The 17130-nt window shown below is 58.1% G+C and carries 15 protein-coding genes and 1 pseudogene; 8 read left to right on the top strand and 8 right to left on the bottom strand.

Annotation, left to right across the window (positions count from 1 at the left end):
- Positions 1–18: 18 nt before the first annotated feature.
- Positions 19–1308, top strand: a complete 1290-nt coding sequence (locus tag PAN08_RS03050; protein WP_269790078.1) for a glycosyltransferase — start codon at positions 19–21, stop codon at positions 1306–1308.
- 42 nt (positions 1309–1350) lie between these two features.
- Here the strand turns inward: PAN08_RS03050 and PAN08_RS03045 are convergent, their stop codons facing one another.
- Positions 1351–1980, bottom strand: a complete 630-nt coding sequence (locus PAN08_RS03045; protein ID WP_269790077.1) for a CoA transferase subunit B — start codon at positions 1978–1980, stop codon at positions 1351–1353.
- Position 1981: 1 nt separating this feature from the next.
- Positions 1982–2716 carry a CoA transferase subunit A gene (locus PAN08_RS03040; protein ID WP_269790076.1) on the bottom strand — a complete coding sequence of 245 codons (735 nt, stop codon included), beginning with the start codon at positions 2714–2716 and terminating at the stop codon, positions 1982–1984.
- Between the two features lie 142 nt (positions 2717–2858).
- Here PAN08_RS03040 and PAN08_RS03035 point away from each other — a divergent pair, with 142 nt between their 5' ends.
- A complete protein-coding gene (locus PAN08_RS03035) occupies positions 2859–4205 on the top strand; it encodes a phosphomannomutase (protein WP_269790075.1) in 1347 nt (448 codons plus the stop codon).
- 8 nt (positions 4206–4213) lie between these two features.
- A complete protein-coding gene (locus PAN08_RS03030) occupies positions 4214–5617 on the top strand; it encodes a mannose-1-phosphate guanylyltransferase/mannose-6-phosphate isomerase (RefSeq protein WP_269790074.1) in 1404 nt (467 codons plus the stop codon).
- A gap of 59 nt (positions 5618–5676) precedes the next feature.
- Here PAN08_RS03030 and rfbD read toward each other — a convergent pair whose 3' ends face one another.
- From rfbD to rfbB, 4 genes are read right to left on the bottom strand one after another with little or no spacing between them, the layout of a single operon-like run.
- Positions 5677–6582: a dTDP-4-dehydrorhamnose reductase gene (gene rfbD, locus PAN08_RS03025; protein ID WP_269790073.1), complete on the bottom strand. Its 906-nt coding sequence runs from the start codon at positions 6580–6582 to the stop codon at positions 5677–5679.
- Positions 6579–7136: a dTDP-4-dehydrorhamnose 3,5-epimerase gene (rfbC, locus tag PAN08_RS03020; protein ID WP_269790072.1), complete on the bottom strand. Its 558-nt coding sequence runs from the start codon at positions 7134–7136 to the stop codon at positions 6579–6581. The genes rfbD and rfbC overlap by 4 nt, the downstream gene beginning before the upstream one ends.
- A complete protein-coding gene (rfbA, locus tag PAN08_RS03015; protein ID WP_269790071.1) occupies positions 7133–8020 on the bottom strand; it encodes a glucose-1-phosphate thymidylyltransferase RfbA in 888 nt (295 codons plus the stop codon). Before rfbA ends, rfbC begins: the two co-directional genes overlap by 4 nt.
- Positions 8021–8077: 57 nt before the next feature.
- Positions 8078–9133, bottom strand: a complete 1056-nt coding sequence (rfbB, locus tag PAN08_RS03010) for a dTDP-glucose 4,6-dehydratase (protein ID WP_269790070.1) — start codon at positions 9131–9133, stop codon at positions 8078–8080.
- Positions 9134–9378: 245 nt separating this feature from the next.
- Here rfbB and PAN08_RS03005 point away from each other — a divergent pair, with 245 nt between their 5' ends.
- The 5 genes and pseudogenes from PAN08_RS03005 to PAN08_RS02985 all read left to right on the top strand — a co-directional run.
- Positions 9379–10125, top strand: a complete 747-nt coding sequence (locus PAN08_RS03005; RefSeq protein ID WP_269790069.1) for an electron transfer flavoprotein subunit beta/FixA family protein — start codon at positions 9379–9381, stop codon at positions 10123–10125.
- Complete coding sequence (locus PAN08_RS03000; RefSeq protein WP_269790068.1) at positions 10125–11060, top strand: electron transfer flavoprotein subunit alpha/FixB family protein; 936 nt, start codon at positions 10125–10127, stop codon at positions 11058–11060. The genes PAN08_RS03005 and PAN08_RS03000 overlap by 1 nt, the downstream gene beginning before the upstream one ends.
- 214 nt (positions 11061–11274) lie before the next feature.
- Complete coding sequence (gene wecB / locus PAN08_RS02995; protein WP_269790067.1) at positions 11275–12399, top strand: UDP-N-acetylglucosamine 2-epimerase (non-hydrolyzing); 1125 nt, start codon at positions 11275–11277, stop codon at positions 12397–12399.
- Between the two features lie 135 nt (positions 12400–12534).
- Positions 12535–13791 (top strand): acyltransferase, encoded by a 1257-nt coding sequence (locus PAN08_RS02990; protein ID WP_269790066.1) that lies wholly within the window; start codon positions 12535–12537, stop codon positions 13789–13791.
- Positions 13792–13916: 125 nt separating this feature from the next.
- Positions 13917–14189, top strand: a pseudogene (locus PAN08_RS02985) (integrase core domain-containing protein); the annotation flags it as partial.
- A 207-nt stretch (positions 14190–14396) separates the two neighbouring features.
- Here PAN08_RS02985 and PAN08_RS02980 read toward each other — a convergent pair.
- Both PAN08_RS02980 and PAN08_RS02975 read right to left on the bottom strand, forming a co-directional pair.
- Entirely contained in the window at positions 14397–15434 is a 1038-nt protein-coding gene (locus PAN08_RS02980; RefSeq protein WP_269790065.1) for a glycosyltransferase family 2 protein, read from the bottom strand.
- On the bottom strand, positions 15431–17110 hold the full coding sequence (locus tag PAN08_RS02975; RefSeq protein WP_269790064.1) for a hypothetical protein: 1680 nt from the start codon (positions 17108–17110) through the stop codon (positions 15431–15433). Before PAN08_RS02975 ends, PAN08_RS02980 begins: the two co-directional genes overlap by 4 nt.
- Positions 17111–17130: the final 20 nt, after the last annotated feature.

Below are 17130 nucleotides of genomic sequence, written 5' to 3'. Positions count from 1 at the left end.
TCCGCCGTTGATAGTGCCATGACCTTTTCCCTGCATCGATTCCTTATCCAGCAACGCTGGCGTCTGGCCCGCCAAACCGCGCTGGCCATCGGCTTGTTACGCAGCCTGGGCAGCCGCGGACTGGGGGGCACGGTGCAAGCCATTCGCAAACGCCTGCAGCCGACAGCCGGGGCGACGCACGGCTTACCGGCCATTGCCAAATCACCTCGGGCGAACGGCAAACTGCTGTTGTTCATTGATGCTGCAGCCCCCACTCCCAGCCGTGATTCAGGATCGGTGCGCGCCCACCGTATCCTGCAACTGTGCAGCGAACAGGGTTGGTCATTGGCCTTCATGCCCGACAACGGCCAACTGCCCGCCGAAAGTACCCACTTGCTCGCAGAACTGCACGCCGAATTGATTGGCGCACCAGGTTATCCGCAACTGGATCGCTGGCTGCAGCACAACGGCCACAACGTACAGGCCGTGTTCCTGTGCCGACATTCTGTCGCCCGTCGCCACTTGCAACTGCTGCGCGCGTTCACCACGGCCAAGATTATTTTCGATACGGTGGACCTGCACCATGTCCGCCTGTTGCGAGCAGCGGAACTGCACAACAACGTTGTGCTGCACAAAAAAGCCGCACGTGCGCGCTCAGAAGAGTTCGAGCTGATGAACCGCTCCGACGCCACCATTGTGGTCAGCCATTCCGAACTGGCGTATCTACGTCAAACAGGTATCACGGCACCTATTTTAGTTCTATCAAACGTACACGACGTTGCAGCGACAGAACGCCAATTCGACGCCACTGCAGACTTGCTGTTCGTCGGTGGCTATCAGCACCATCCGAACCAGGAAGCCGTTGCCTGGCTGAGGGAAGAAATCATGCCAGCGCTGCGCAGACGCCTGCCCGGCATCGTGCTGCACCTTGTCGGCGATATGCCGGAGCAGGATGCGGCACGCTTGCGTAGCGATGACATCGTGGTACATGGCCATGTGCCGTCGATTGAACCGTTTCTGCAGCGAAGTCGCATCAACCTCGCCCCCCTCCGCAGTGGCGCGGGGGTCAAAGGTAAGATCAACCAGGCCATGAGTCACGGATTACCCGTGGTAGCAACCAGCATTGCCGCCGAAGGCATGTTTTTGCAGCATGGGGAGAACGCGCTCATCGCCGATAGCGCCGAAGACTTCGCTGCGCAGGTAGTCAGACTCTATCAAGATGCAGCACTGTGGCAAAAACTGTCGCGCAACGGCTATCAGAACATCGAAGAGCACTTTTCCTCGAACCTTGCCCATCGCACGCTGGAGGAATTACTACCTCCAGCATGATGACAACCGACAGCGCAAGCACTGTCGACTCTTGCGAGCAACTCAGCGCCGAAACACCACGCCCGTCTTTTCCTTCAAGTCGTCATCGCTGACGCCCGGTGCGGCTTCAACCAATACCAATCCGTCGGCTGTGACATCGAACACCGCCAGGTCGGTGATGATGCGGTCGACCACGCCCACGCCGGTCAGCGGCAAGGTGCATTCAGGCAACACCTTGTGCTCGCCGTTCTTGGCGGTGTGTTCCATCAGCACCACCACGCGCTGCACGCCGGCCACCAGGTCCATCGCGCCGCCCATGCCCTTGACCATCTTGCCCGGCACCATCCAGTTGGCCAGATCGCCCTTGTCGGTGACCTGCATCGCGCCCAGGATGGCCAGATTGATATGGCCACCGCGGATCATCGCGAACGAATCATGGCTACCAAAATAGCTGGCACCGGCACGTGCGGTGACAGTCTGCTTGCCGGCGTTGATCAGGTCGGCATCCACGTCGCTGTCGGTCGGGAACGGGCCGATGCCAAGCAGGCCGTTCTCGGACTGCAGCCATACATCCACGCCTTCCGGGATGTGGTTGGCCACCAGCGTCGGCAGGCCAATACCCAAATTCACGTAAGCGCCATCAGTCAGCTCACGGGCAGCGCGCGCAGCCATTTCGTCACGGGTCCAGGCCATTTCAGTTCCCCTCCTGACGCACGGTGCGCTGTTCGATGCGCTTCTCCGGCGTTGCGTTCAATACGATGCGATCGACGTAGATACCCGGCAGGTGTACCTGGTCCGGGTCGATGGCGCCCAGCGCCACGATCTCTTCCACTTCAACCACGCAGATCTTGCCGGCCATGGCGCAGGCCGGGTTGAAGTTGCGCGCAGTCTTGCGGAACAACAGATTGCCAGCGGTATCCGCCTTCCACGCCTTGACCAGCGACACGTCGGCCTTGAGTGCGGTTTCCAGCACATAGTGCTTGCCTTCGAATTCGCGCGTCTCCTTGCCTTCGGCCACGATCGTGCCGTAACCGGTGGCGGTAAAGAACGCCGGAATACCCGCGCCGCCAGCACGCAGGCGCTCGGCCAGGGTGCCCTGCGGATTGAACTCCAACTCCAGTTCGCCGGCCAGATACTGCCGCTCGAACTCCTTGTTCTCGCCCACGTAGGACGAAATCATCTTCTTGATCTGGCGGGTTTCCAGCAGCTGCCCCAGGCCGAAGCCATCGACACCGGCGTTGTTGGAAATGGCGGTCAGGCCCTTGACCCCGCTGTCGCGCAGCGCGGCAATCAGCGCCTCGGGGATGCCGCACAGTCCGAAACCGCCCACGGCCAAGGTCTGGCCATCAGCCACGATGCCAGCCAAAGCCTGCGCAGCGCTTGGAAACACTTTGCCGCGCTGCCCGGTCGGGATTGAGAGATCGCTCATCGCTTCACGCCCACAGTAGTAATGATTCCTGCATTCTAGCCATTGTCTGCTGCCAGCCACCTTGGACGTTCGTCCAGTCCATAGACAGCTTCGTGCCCCAGAGCCGACTAAACTAGACATCTTTCACCCGCAGGACGCTTGCATGCCCCTTCCCGCCTTCAAGGCTTATGACATCCGCGGCCGCGTGCCCGGCGAACTCAACGAAGACATGGCCCGCAAGATTGGCAAAGCGCTTGCGGCGCAGCTCGACACCGGCCCTGTGGTGCTGGGGCACGATGTGCGCCTGACCAGCCCAGGCCTGCAGGATGCATTGGCCGATGGCCTACGCGGCGAAGGCCGCGACGTCATCGATATCGGCCTGTGCGGCACTGAAGAAGTCTATTTCCAGACCGGCCATCTGCAGGCGGCCGGCGGTGTGATGGTCACTGCCAGCCACAATCCGATGGACTACAACGGCATGAAGCTGGTGCGTGAGCAGGCCAAGCCGATCAGTTCGGACACCGGTCTATTCGCCATTTCCGACGCGGTTGCCGCCGATGACAGCGCGCCACTGCCGCCCCGCGCCGGCCAGGTTGCCGAGCATGACAAGAGCGCCTACATCCAGCATCTGCTGAGCTATGTGGACGCCTCCGCGCTGAAGCCACTGAAGCTGGTGGTCAACGCCGGCAACGGTGGCGCAGGCTCCATCATTGACCTGCTGGCCCCGCACCTTCCGTTCGAGTTCGTGCGCATCTGCCATGAACCCGATGGCAGCTTCCCGAATGGCATTCCCAACCCGCTGCTGCCGGAAAATCGCGCCGCTACCGCCAATGCGGTACGCGAGCATGGCGCGGATTTCGGTATCGCGTGGGACGGCGATTTCGACCGTTGTTTCTTCTTCGACCACGACGGCCGGTTCATCGAAGGTTATTACCTGGTCGGCCTGCTGGCCAAGGCCATCCTGTCGCGTAATCCGGGCGGGAAAATCGTCCACGATCCGCGCCTGACCTGGAACACCGTGGAGATGGTGGAGGCCGCCGGTGGCGTGCCGGTGCTGTGCAAGAGCGGCCACGCCTTCATCAAGGAGAAGATGCGCGCCGAGAATGCCGTGTATGGCGGCGAGATGAGCGCGCATCACTACTTCCGCGAGTTCGCCTATGCCGACTCGGGCATGATTCCGTGGTTGCTGATCGCTGCGCTGGTCTCCACCAGCGGTAACTCGCTGGCCGAGTTGGTCGAAGACCGCATCGCGCGCTTCCCCTGCAGCGGTGAAATCAACTTCAAGGTCAGCGATGCCAAGGCCGCCGTGGCGCGCGTCATGGCGCATTTTGCCGAGCAGTCGCCCGCCTTGGACCACACCGACGGCGTCAGCGCCGAGTTCGACCAGTGGCGCTTCAACCTGCGCAGTTCCAACACCGAGCCGCTGCTGCGATTGAATGTGGAAACACGAGGCGATGCCGCACTGCTGGCCGAGCGTACTCGCGAAATTTCCGAACTGATCACCGCCTGAGGAATGCCATGAGCCAGATCCTGCCCGTCATCCTGTCTGGTGGCTCCGGCACGCGGCTGTGGCCGCTGTCGCGCGAAGCCTATCCCAAACAATTCCTGCAGCTGTCTGGAACGCACAGCATGTTGCAGTCCACTTGGCTGCGTGTGGCCAACGTGGCAGCGCTGCCGCCGATCGTGGTCGCCAACGAGGCACACCGCTTTGTTGCCGCCGAGCAACTGCAGCAAGTTGGCACGACACCCTCGGCGATCCTGCTGGAACCGATCGGCCGTAACACCGCCCCGGCCATTGCTGCGGCAGCGCTGGAAGCGCGCCGCAATGGCGATGATCCGTTGCTGCTGGTGTTGCCGTCGGATCATTTGATCCGCAATGTCGAGCACTTCCATCAGGCCATCATCCAGGCTGCCGCGGTTGCCGAACAAGGCAAGCTGGTCACTTTTGGCATCCAACCGACGGCACCTGAAACCGGCTACGGCTACATCAAAGCCGCCGCAGGTGAAGGTGCGCGTGCCATCGAGCGCTTCGTCGAGAAGCCCGACCTCGCTACCGCCGAGGCCTATGTCGCTTCAGGCGAGTATTACTGGAACAGCGGCATGTTCCTGTTCCGTGCATCGCGCTACCTCGAAGAACTCGAACGCCTGCAGCCGCAGATTCTCGCGGCCTGCCGCGCGTCGTGGGACAAGGCACGTCGCGACAGCGACTTCATCCGCCTGGATGCCGATGCATTCGCGGCCAGCCCGTCCGACTCCATTGACTACGCGGTGATGGAAAAGACCAGCGATGCCGCCGTAGTCCCGCTGGATGCAGGCTGGAGCGATGTCGGCTCATGGACGGCACTGCGTGATGTATCCGAACAGGATGCTGACGGCAATGCGCACAGCGGTGATGTCATCGCCATCGACTGCCGCAACACCTTCGCTTACGGCGAACGTTTGATCGCGATGGTCGGGCTGGAAGACGTCATCGTTGTTGAGACCGATGATGCGGTGCTGGTCGGAAAGTCCGACCGCATGCAGGAAGTAAAGGACGTGGTGGCACGCCTGAAGGCCGATGGCCGCAGCGAGGCGACCTGGCACCGCAAGGTCTACCGGCCATGGGGCGCGTATGACTCCATCGATCATGGCGAGCGTTTCCAGGTCAAGCGCATCACCGTCAAACCCGGCGGCACGCTGAGCCTGCAGATGCATCATCACCGCGCCGAGCATTGGATCGTAGTCAGCGGCACCGCGGAAGTCACTCGCGGCAGTGAAGTGCTGCTGCTTGCCGAGAACCAGAGCACCTACATTCCGCTAGGCGTCACTCACCGCCTGCGCAATCCGGGCAAGCTGCCTCTGGAGCTGATCGAAGTGCAGTCCGGCAGCTATCTGGGCGAAGACGATATCGTGCGTTTTGAGGACACTTACGGGCGCGCGTGAGCCTGCACCTTCGTCTCCATGAAAAACCCCGGGCATGCCCGGGGTTTTTCTTTGTCCGCTTACGTTTTGGCAGAAGCCAATTCGCCGATGACACGATGCAGACCCTGTTCCCATGGCGGCAGCACAATTTCGAAATCCTGCTGCAGCTTGCGGTTGTCCAGCACCGACCACGATGGACGCTTGGCCGGCGTCGGATACTCGGCACTGCTGATCGCTTGCACCGTGGGCGTTTTCACAAGCAATCCCGCACGCCTTGCCTCGCTGAAGATCGCCTCTGCAAAACCGTGCCAACTGGTCTGCCCGGAAGCCGTCAGGTGCCACGTCCCAGAGAACTTGCCCGGGTGCTGCAAGGCCTGCGCGGTGACGTCCGCAATCAGTGCAGCCGGTGTTGGCGTACCGAGCTGATCGGCCACCACGCGCAGCCCATCGCGCTCGGCACCCACGCGCAGCATCGTGCGCAGGAAGTTGGCACCGTGCGAGGCGTAAACCCACGCAGTACGGAAAATCAGATGACGCCCGCCAGCAGCACGCACCGCTTCTTCACCATCACGCTTGCTGGTGCCGTACACGCCCAACGGCGCGGTGGCCTCCTCTTCGCGATAGGGCGCAGTGCTTTCGCCGTTAAACACGTAGTCAGTGGAGTAATGCACCATCGGCACGTCATGCGCAGCGCACCAGCGCGCGATCACCCCCGGCGCCTGCGCGTTGGCCAGGAACGCGGCCTCCGGCTCCTGCTCCGCACGATCCACAGCAGTGTAAGCCGCCGCATTGACGACCACAGAAGGGCACAGGCGATCCAGCAATGCAGGCAGGCTTTCGGGTTGGCCGAAATCGGCGACTTCGCAGGCGCTGGCATCGGGCAGCTTACCGCTGCGTGTCGTTGCCACTACATTGCCCATCGGCGCCAGCGCGCGCAGCAGTTCCTGGCCGACCTGACCATTCCCACCAAAAACAAGAATGGTCACGGCATGTAGACCGGCAAGCGGTCTTCGTCGATGTCCTTCAGGAAGGGTGCGTTTTCGTCCTTGGCCGACAAGGTCGGGCCACTGATCGGCCAATCCACGGCGATGTTGGCGTCGTTCCAGCGGATGCTGGCATCAGCTTCCTTTACATACACGTCCGTACATAGATAGTTGAAAAGTGCTCGCTCAGAGAGAACCACAAATCCATGCGCGAAGCCTTCCGGAATCCAGAACTGGCGCTTGTTCTCTGCGCTCAGCACAACCGCTTCCCAGCGACCAAAGGTCGGTGAGCCGCGACGGATATCCACCGCAACGTCATACACCTCACCTTCCAACACGCTGACCAGCTTGCCCTGCGGACGCGGCCACTGGTAATGCAGGCCACGCAGCACGCCTTTGCTTGAAGCGGAAATATTGCTCTGCACAAACGTGTCGGGCAGGCCCAGCGCCTTGAAGCGCTCGGCATTCCAAGTTTCGAAGAAGAAGCCACGCTCGTCACCGAAGACTGCGGGTTCGATGACCACGCAACCGGGCATCGCAGTTTCAATTACTTTCACGGAACAATTCCTCGTTCAACAAGCTTCTGCAGGTACTGGCCATAGCCGTTCTTGGACAAGGGAGCAGCCAATGCCAGCACCTGTTCGCTGTCGATCCATCCCTGACCATAGGCAATTTCCTCCGGACAGCAGACTTGGAGGCCCTGCCGGGTCTGGATGGTCTCAATGAAATTGGAGGCTTCCAGCAGCGACTGATGCGTGCCGGTATCCAGCCAAGCAAAACCACGACCCAGCGCCTCAAGCTGGAGTGAACCTTCATCCAGATAGCGCTGATTGAGATCCGTGATTTCCAACTCACCACGTGGCGAGGGCTTAAGCGCAGCCGCATAGTCGCTGGCGTTGCCGTCATAGAAATATAAACCGGTCACCACATAGTTGGAGCGCGGCTTCTCCGGCTTCTCGACCAGACCGACAACCTTCCCATCCTTGTCGAACTCAGCCACGCCATAGCGTTCGGGGTCATTGACCCAGTAGCCGAACACGGTTGCACCCTGCTGCTGGGTATCAGCGCGTTTGAGCACTTCACGCAGACCATGCCCATGGAAAATATTGTCGCCCAGCACCAGGCAACTCGGCTTGCCGCCAACGAAGTCACGACCGATCAAGTACGCCTGCGCCAAGCCATCTGGGCTCGGCTGCACGGCGTATTCAATGTTCATGCCCCACTGCGAGCCATCGCCCAGCAGTTGCTGGAACAACGCCTGCTCATGCGCCGTGTTGATGATCAACACTTCACGGATACCCGCCATCATCAGCACACTGAGTGGGTAATAGATCATCGGCTTATCGTAGACCGGCAGCAGCTGCTTACTGACCCCATTGGTGATCGGGTACAGGCGCGTGCCAGAGCCGCCGGCGAGGATGATGCCTTTACGTTGCGTCATGGGTTTTCCCTTGGAAGGTCTACGCACAAGTGCATAGGCTCTTACGGTGGTGTCGCATCAAGCCGCAGTACCGATGCGCTGCAAACGATAGCTGCCATCAAGTACTCCGTTGACCCATTCCTGATTATCCAGGTACCAGTCAACCGTGAACGCGATGCCCTGTTCGAACGTGTACTTCGGTTCCCAGCCCAACTCGTTCTTGAGCTTGGAAGCGTCGATCGCATAGCGGCGGTCATGGCCAGGACGATCCGCAACATAGGTGATCTGGCTGCTACGCGGCTGCCCGTCGTCGCGCGGACGACGTGCATCAAGCAACGCACAGATCGCCTGCACCACTTCAATGTTCTGCTTTTCGGAATTGCCACCGACATTGTAGGTCTCACCTACACGGCCCTTGGCCAGAACAGTACGAATTGCTTCGCAATGGTCGGTAACGAACAGCCAATCACGCACCTGCTTGCCGTCGCCATAGACCGGCAGCGGTTCGCCGGCCAACGCCTTGGCAATTACCAAAGGAACAAGCTTCTCCGGGAAGTGATACGGACCGTAATTGTTGGAGCAATTGGTGGTCAGAACCGGCAGGCCATAGGTGTGATGGAACGCGCGAACCAAATGATCCGAAGCCGCCTTGGAAGCTGAGTAAGGCGAGTTCGGTGCATACGGCGTGGTTTCAGTGAACTTGCCGGTTTCGCTCAGCGTGCCGTACACCTCGTCGGTGGACACATGCAGGAAACGGAATGCCTGCGCTCTATCAGCAGGCAACGCCTTCCAGTAATCGCGGACCGCTTCCAGCAGCCCCAGAGTACCGACCACATTGGTCTGGATAAAGGCAGCCGGGCTATCGATTGAGCGATCAACATGACTTTCGGCAGCGAAATTCAGCACCGCATCGGGCTGATGCTCGGACAACAAACGGGAGACAAGCTCACGGTCCCCGATGTCTCCCTGCACGAACACATGGTCCGGATTACCGTCCAGGCTCGCCAACGTCTTCAGGTTGCCGGCGTAGGTTAGCGCATCCAGATTGACGATACGGATGCCCTTGCTTACCGCTTCCAAGACAAAATTGCCGCCGATAAAACCGGCACCGCCGGTCACAAGCCAGGTAGTCACGCGATGATTCTCCTCGCTGTCGTTACATGCAGCGAACTGTTCCCATAAGGATATAACGCGAGCACTTCCAGCCAGGTGCTCCGTTGACAACCCATGAGCACTTCCGGAAATATGTCCGGACAAATGGCGCGCCGCAACATCACCATACGCATTCGCATGGAACCATCAAGCCAGCTAGAATCGCGAACAAACATCAATCCCCGGCTTGCGTCGGCCCCCTCAGCAATCGAAGGACCCTGCAGCACATGAAAATCCTCGTCGCGTACAAGCGCGTGGTGGACTACAACGTCCGCATTCAGGTCAAGCCGGATGGTTCCGGCGTGGTCACCGATGGCGTCAAGCTCTCGCCCAACCCGTTCGATGAAATTGCATTGGAAGAAGCCCTTCGCCTGCGCGACAAGGGCATCGCCACCGAGGTCGTGGTTGCCACGATTGCGCCGGCCGACGCCCAGGCGCATCTGCGCAACGGCCTGGCCATGGGCGCCAACCGCGCTATCCATGTGGTCACCGATCAGGCCATCCAGCCGCTGACCGCTGCCCGCACCCTGCTCAAACTGGTGGAAAAGGAACAGCCAGACCTGGTGATCCTCGGCAAGCAGGCTATCGACGACGACGCCAACCAGACCGGCCAGATGCTGGCCACGCTCTGGGCCCGCCCGCAGGCCACCTTCGCATCCAAGGTGGAAATCGCCGACGGCAAGGCCACGGTCACCCGCGAAGTAGACGCCGGCCTGGAAACGCTGGAAGTCGATCTGCCGGCCGTCATCACCACCGATCTGCGCCTTAATGAGCCGCGCTTCATCAAGCTGCCGGACATCATGAAAGCCAAGGCCAAGCCGCTGGAAACACTGCAGCTTGCTGACTTGGGCGTTGATGCCGCTGATACGTTCAAGACCACCCACTACGCCGCTCCGGCCAAGCGCAGCAAGGGCGTGATGGTGAAAGATGCCGCCGAGCTGGTGGCTGCACTCAAGCAGAAGGGGTTGCTGTAATGGCCAAGATTCTCGTCATCGCCGAACATCTGGACGGCAAGCTCAACAGCGCCGTTGCCAAGACCGTTTCGGCTGCCACCGCCGTGGGCGGCGACATTGATGTACTGGTGCTGGCCGCCAACCCGGCCGCCATCGCCGCTGAAGCCGCGCAGATCGCTGGCGTCAGCAAGGTGCTGACCATTGCCAACCCGGCCAACGAGCATGCACTGGGCCAGGTGCAGGCACCGCAGATCGCCAAGGCCGCCGCTGGCTACAGCCACGTGTTCGGCCCCTCGACCACCACCGGCAAGGATCTGATGCCCGCCGTGGCCGCGCTGCTGGGCGTCAACCAGGTTTCCGATCTGATGGCCGTAGAAGGCCCGCATACCTTCAAGCGTCCGATCTACGCCGGCAACGCCATCATCACCGTCGAAGTACCGGCAGATCAGGTAGTCGTAGCCACTGTCCGTGCCGCCTCGTGGCAGGAAGCGGCCAAGGGTAACAGCGCTCCGGTCGAAGCCATCAATGTCGACGCCGCCCTGCCTTCGCACACCCGTTTTATCGGCCTGGCCGCCGGCAAGAGCGACCGCCCAGACCTGCAGAGCGCCAAGCGCGTTGTATCCGGTGGCCGCGGCGTCGGCTCGGAAGAGAACTTCAAGGTGATCTACCAGCTGGCCGACAAACTCGGTGCCGGCGTCGGTGCCTCACGAGCTGCAGTCGACGCCGGCTATGTGCCCAGCGACATGCAGGTCGGCCAGACCGGCAAGATCATCTCCCCGGAGCTGTACATCGCCGTGGGCATCTCAGGCGCTATCCAGCACCTGACCGGCATCAAAGACGCCGGCACGATTGTGGCGATCAACAAGGACGGCGATGCGCCGATCTTTGAGATTGCGGATATTGGGTTGGTGGGGGATTTGTTTACTTTGTTGCCCGAATTGGAAAAGGCGCTTTAAGTCTCAGAAAGTGCAAAGAAAATCAGAGAATCAGCCTCTTAGGAGGCTGTTTTCTTTTATGGCTGCCGCCTAACGAAATGTGAGCTGAACGCTTGCAGCGTAGAATGTCAAACAATGCTGACCAATTGCACGCAAGCCACATGTCGATAATTTGCAGGACGCCCGATGTGCATGCACAGTTGACAAAATTGCCACGTAAGGAGCTGAAAAAAACATGACCCGTCGCAAAAAGGTAATGGTGGTATTTGGTACCCGTCCGGAAGCCATCAAAATGGCTCCTTTGGTCACCGCCCTCAAACAGCGGCCCGAACTGGAAACCATCGTCGCCGTCACCGCCCAGCACCGGCAGATGCTCGACCAGGTACTGGAACTGTTCGAGATCACGCCTGACGAAGATCTCAACGTCATGCAGCCGGGCCAATCCCTTTCCGGCCTGACTTCGCGCATCGTGCAGGGCATGGAGCTGGTGATCGCCAAGCACAAGCCCGACATCGTGCTGGTCCATGGCGATACCACCACTACCTTCGCCACTTCTCTGGCCGCGTTCTACCAGCGTACCGCCATCGGACATGTCGAAGCAGGCCTGCGCACGGGCAACCTACATTCGCCTTGGCCCGAAGAAGCAAACCGCAAGTTAACCGGCGTTCTGGCGGACCTGCACTTCGCACCGACAAAAAAATCCGCTGACAACCTTCGCGCAGAGAATGTAGACCCTAATGCCATCCACATCACCGGCAATACGGTAATTGATGCACTGCTCACCGTTGTCGAAAAAATTAGAAATAATGCCGCACTGGAAATCGAACTCGCCGCTCGCTTCCCGTTCCTCGATGCGTCCAAGCGGCTGATCTTGGTCACCGGCCACCGCCGTGAAAACTTCGGCGACGGTTTTGAACAGATCTGCCAAGCGCTCAAAGACATCGCCGCCCGCGGCGACACGCAAGTAGTTTTCCCGGTACACCTCAACCCCAATGTGCAGGAGCCCGTCAAGCGGATCCTCGGTGATCAGCCTTCGGTATACCTGATCGATCCGCAGGAGTACCTGCCGTTCGTCTACCTGATGAGCCGGTCGCACATCATCGTCACAGACTCTGGCGGCATCCAGGAAGAGGCGCCTTCACTGGGCAAGCCTGTTCTGGTTATGCGCGATACCACCGAGCGCCCGGAAGCGGTGGACGCAGGTACGGTCAGGCTCGTCGGTACCGACAGCGCCCAGATCGCTCTCCAGGTCGCACAACTCCTTGACGATCATGCTGCCTACGAGAAGATGACAAGGGCACACAATCCCTATGGGGATGGTCGAGCTGCGGAGCGGATCACGGATCTGCTCGCTGAATAGAAAGGATGCAGCTACCGACCAGCCAGAACACTGATGCTGATCGAAAAGTGCTCCGTGCAAATGGCATCGAGCATGGATGGATGTGGACCTGTGTAGATCAGGCAGCCCTTCGCAGTACCCACCATTGAAAGAACAATGACCACAGCAATGAAAGCCCGCCATGAAAATACGCAGTTTCTTGACGGCCTGCGGGGTCTTGCGGCACTAAGCGTCGTCTTCTCTCATTTGGCACTGTGGTATTTCCCAGAGGCACACTCAGGCATCGGGCCAACCATGACATCAGCTTCTGCTACCGCCTTGTGGTTGTATCACAGCCCGGTTTCCTTCTTCTACAAAGGAGGTTACGCCGTCTCGGTATTCTTCGTCCTCAGCGGATTTGTGCTCGCCACCATTTGCATGAAGAAACAAACCGAGTCCATTTATCTCGCGAAAGCCACGGCAAAACGATACATCCGCCTTGGCGGACCGGTCGCGGCATCCATTTTTCTATGCATCATTCTGAAGTCACTTGGGCTATTCCACAACACAGACCTCGGAATATCAGTGCCGCTCTCAAATGCCTATGACTCGAGCGCAAACTGGTGGGCCGCTATCAAATCTGCCGTATACGGCGCGATGCTTTACGGCGATCGTTCGTTCAACTATGTGCTATGGACCATAAGCATCGAGTTCTATGGATCGCTTTTGGTCTTCAGCTTGGTAGGCATATTCGGAGTATCCAAGCTTGTCTTCAGGAGAGCCGCCCTTCTGCTTTCGCTTGTCTTCTTCGTCCAGGCCGGGCAGCTCGTAAACTACTCCATGTTCTTCTTCGGAGCGTGGCTCAGCACCTTCAGGTTCACGCCGTCCCATAGCCACAATGGTCTGGCGATTACAGCCATTATTGGAGGGCTCTATCTAGGCGGATATGCTCCAACTTCTGGCTCCTATTCTCTACTGGTAAAACTTGCAAATACCTTGCAGGTAAACGGAATTAAACTGAACTGGCCAGCAGTCTATGCATGCCTCGGAGCAGTACTCCTGATTTACGGAACTCTCGCACTTAAAAGCATTCATTCCATTCTGAGTTCATCGGCCCTTTCATGGATGGGAGCGATTTCCTTTTCCCTGTATCTCACCCACAGCTTTGTACTCACCGCGATAGCGGGACCGGTTATGCACGCCTTTGGTGATGGCACTGTCAGTTTTGCCGTATCAACGACTCTTGTCGTGGTTACATCGCTGATTTGTGCGCACATTTTCTGGAAGCTCTTCGATTCTCCCTCGATAAGAGCTGCAGACCGCTTCGCCGAACTGTTCGTTTCCCAGCGAACGTCCTCGGAACGGCAAAACAAGGGATGGGGCAAAAGCGAGCTGGAATTGGAACGACGTAGCGAGCCCCCTGAGGGCTCCTGAATCAGTCTTCGACAGGCGTCTCGGATATCAACCTGTAATGACCCACTGAAAACCTGCTCAGTTGTTAGTTTTCCCAGCGGGGATGATAGCTGCCTGCAAAGACCTCATGCCTCCTGATGTACTGCGGCCCCGAATACATCAGTGCCGCACTGTTGACCTGGGCAGAGCAGGCCGGTATCCGCATCGCGCACATCTAGCCCAAAAAGCCGCAACAGAATGCGTATATCGAACGCTATGACCGAAACGTGCGCTACGCTTGGCCCGATCGCATACCGTTCGACTTGATCGAGCAAGTGCAGGGCAAGTCTATTCACTGGTCATGGACTTACAACCACGAACGCCCGAACATGGCCCTCGGTGGTATCACGCCCATGCAGAAACTGATACTGGCCACCTAATTCCATTTTTTGGAGTCCGCCAAAAGCGGGGGGGGGGATTACCATCGCTATCATTCGATGGCGCACAGGCTCTGATCAAGAGAATCCACGAATTCTCGGACTGATCTGATACCAGCCAATACTATTCCCCACATCCCCCGCATGCGGCCAATACTATTTTCACAACAACACTTGAAACCCCGCGAAGGTAGTAACCCCCAAGGAGACTCACCCCTCAGCGCTCTCATTCACGAGAAGTTGCCAACCCAAGAGTCCCGTCAAAGGCTCCTTGGCAACATTCATCATATCGTAGGAAACAAAAGCAAGAAGCAGATGGAATCCGACCGTCAACGGAAGCACCGCAAGCATGACTTCACCGGGAGTAGCCACAATCCCGGTAGCAATGGAGAACCACCACTTCAGCGTACCGAATCCAATACCGAAGCACAGCAGAGGCACCGCAGCCAACAGTGCGATAGAAGCAATGCTGAAGTCTCGAAGATAATAGTTATAAAATATCCGCTTCAAGAAATTTCTTAGATGAGCAATCGAAAACTCGGGAATTACCTTGGAAATCCTCAGATTACTCACCTCATCCGCGTAACGCGCCGCCATCGGGATGTCCCTGACGACAGCTCCGACGGAGTTCAATCGAAACAACATGTCGGTTTCGAAAAAATATCGGTTGCTGATCTTATCCAATGCAAGCAGCGGAATCACCCGGCATGACAAAGCGGTATAGCCGTTGGTCGGATCGAACAAACCCCAGTATCCAGTTGACAGCTTTGACAAGAAGGAGAGGACGGCGTTACCAAAAAGCCGGACAAATGGCATCTTCTTCATGACGGAAACATCGAAGAACCGATTGCCCTTTGTATAGTCAGCGCGCCCGGAAAGTATCGGCGCAACAAACAGAGGAATCAGCCCCGGGTCCATCTGGCCATCACCATCCACCTTGACGGCCACATCAGCACCATCAGCAACAGCCACTCTGTAGCCATGCTTGACAGCGCCGCCCACCCCCAGATTGACATTGTTGAATAGAACGGTAACGCGCGGATCCCGGCACTCCTTGCGAACCAATTCGCCGCTACCGTCAGGGCACGCGTCATCCACGACATAGACATGAGAAACACATGCTGGCATTGACCGGACCACATCCAGTATATGCCTTGAAACCTTGTAAGCTGGGATAATTACAGCAATCACCCCCTTGCCAGCGGGAACGCTCTCATTGCACCGAAAGTCGGCATCAACCCCAATCATTTCCCATCCTCCACGGCCGATACTTCGAATACCTCTGCATGCATATCACGCTTCATCCATGGCTGATTCGCGTCGGGCACACTCAAAGCCCTGAATGACGCCCGCCCTCTTTTTTGCTCGGCAATGATGGCCCTCTCCCTCGGTAACCACCAGAAGTCGCGCCCAGCACTCTCATCAGCATAGTAATAGCCAACTAGAGCAACCTTCCATTTTCCGGAATCCACATTGGCTCCGATCTTCACCGCCAGAGCCGTATCCCGTGCTTTCAGTCCTTGCAATGTGGAACCAAACACAACAAATGGCAAATCCGGGAGACTATCCACCTCGCGGATCGCGACCAAATCGAACTCATCCTGGAGCACATGCCTGTAGCAACGATCAACCTCTGAATTGATCACATTATCGCCGATAACGATATTCCTAACATTCATTCCCTTGACATCAAAAATACCAACCAGTAATGCGTCCTTGGCCCTGGCCCAGTACTGAATGGATCGCCCCTGATAACTGGGATGAACGCTGGCCCCCATTGTTACCAGTAGAAAGCTCACCAAGACGGTCTTGACACGACAGGAAGCGCCATCGAACAACTCCCGCAGCAACAATGTTACGAGCAACGCTGCAAATGGTACGCATGGAGCGAAGTAGCGTGCCTGAATGACGGGCGGCAAATATTGGTCGAACCGTGAGGTCCCAATGGTGAAATAGATGAGCGGCCATAGAAAGAAGACAGCCGCCACAAACCAGGTTCGCGACGATGTCCGCAGATGTAGCTTCGCGACGATTGCGACGAGCCAATAGAGCACCGCAAGCAGCGCTGCGACAAACAGACCCAATGTCCATCCATCGAACACACCGGCCAGATACTTAAAACGATCCCAAGGATACAGGCCCTGCGTTTCAATGAAGCGCGCAAAGCTATGATCGCCCGCACGGTTCATCAGGCTTGAATGCCAGATACCCGCAAACAGTCGATACATCACGCTTTCAAACGCGAAGAAAGCAACACTTCCACCAAGCATCACGCAGCAATCGGCAAACATGGCCTTGAACTGATGTTTCCAGCACCAGCCCAGAGAAATCAGTACAAAAGGCAGCACCGCAATGACAGCATTACTCTCCTTGATCGAAACGCCCAAGGCAGCCAGCGCACCTGCAGTTATCAATAATATGTGCCTAGAAGGTTGCAACCCAGTCTCATTATTCACCAGCGCGACTGTGACAACTCCAGTCAACAACACAATAAAAGCACTGAAAACATCAGGAAGCACGGACCCTGCATTTAGGTACAGCAATGGGGTCAAAGCGACAATGTTCCCCGAAACCGCAGCCCAGAACCCAATCCGCTTCCGGAAACCCCAATACAAAGACAGTGGCAATAGCACGAAAAAGAGCCCATATACCCCAATTGCCGCGCTCAGCCCCCCCCCGCTACCGTAATAGGCCAGCGCCGACGGAAGCAGGAAGATCAGTCGGCGTTCAGCAATAGAGGAAAGATCAATGTATTCGCCGGCCACGATTTTCTTGACACCCACCAGATAGCGCGTGTCATCACTGCAAAACAGACCGGTATAAAAGACATAGCAAAGGGTCGTCGCAATGACGACCCCCAGCCAACCGACAACCCACTCCCGCCAGGCACACTCCTTCTGCCCGCCGTCGCTCGCACCGCCCATCTCTCCCTCCCCTAGATCCG

The organism is Stenotrophomonas sp. Iso1 (assembly GCF_027497995.1).
Classification (GTDB): Bacteria; Pseudomonadota; Gammaproteobacteria; order Xanthomonadales; family Xanthomonadaceae; genus Stenotrophomonas.
The sequence above is the reverse complement of the archived record's forward strand: the minus strand, read 5'-3'. Positions and strand labels throughout refer to the sequence as shown.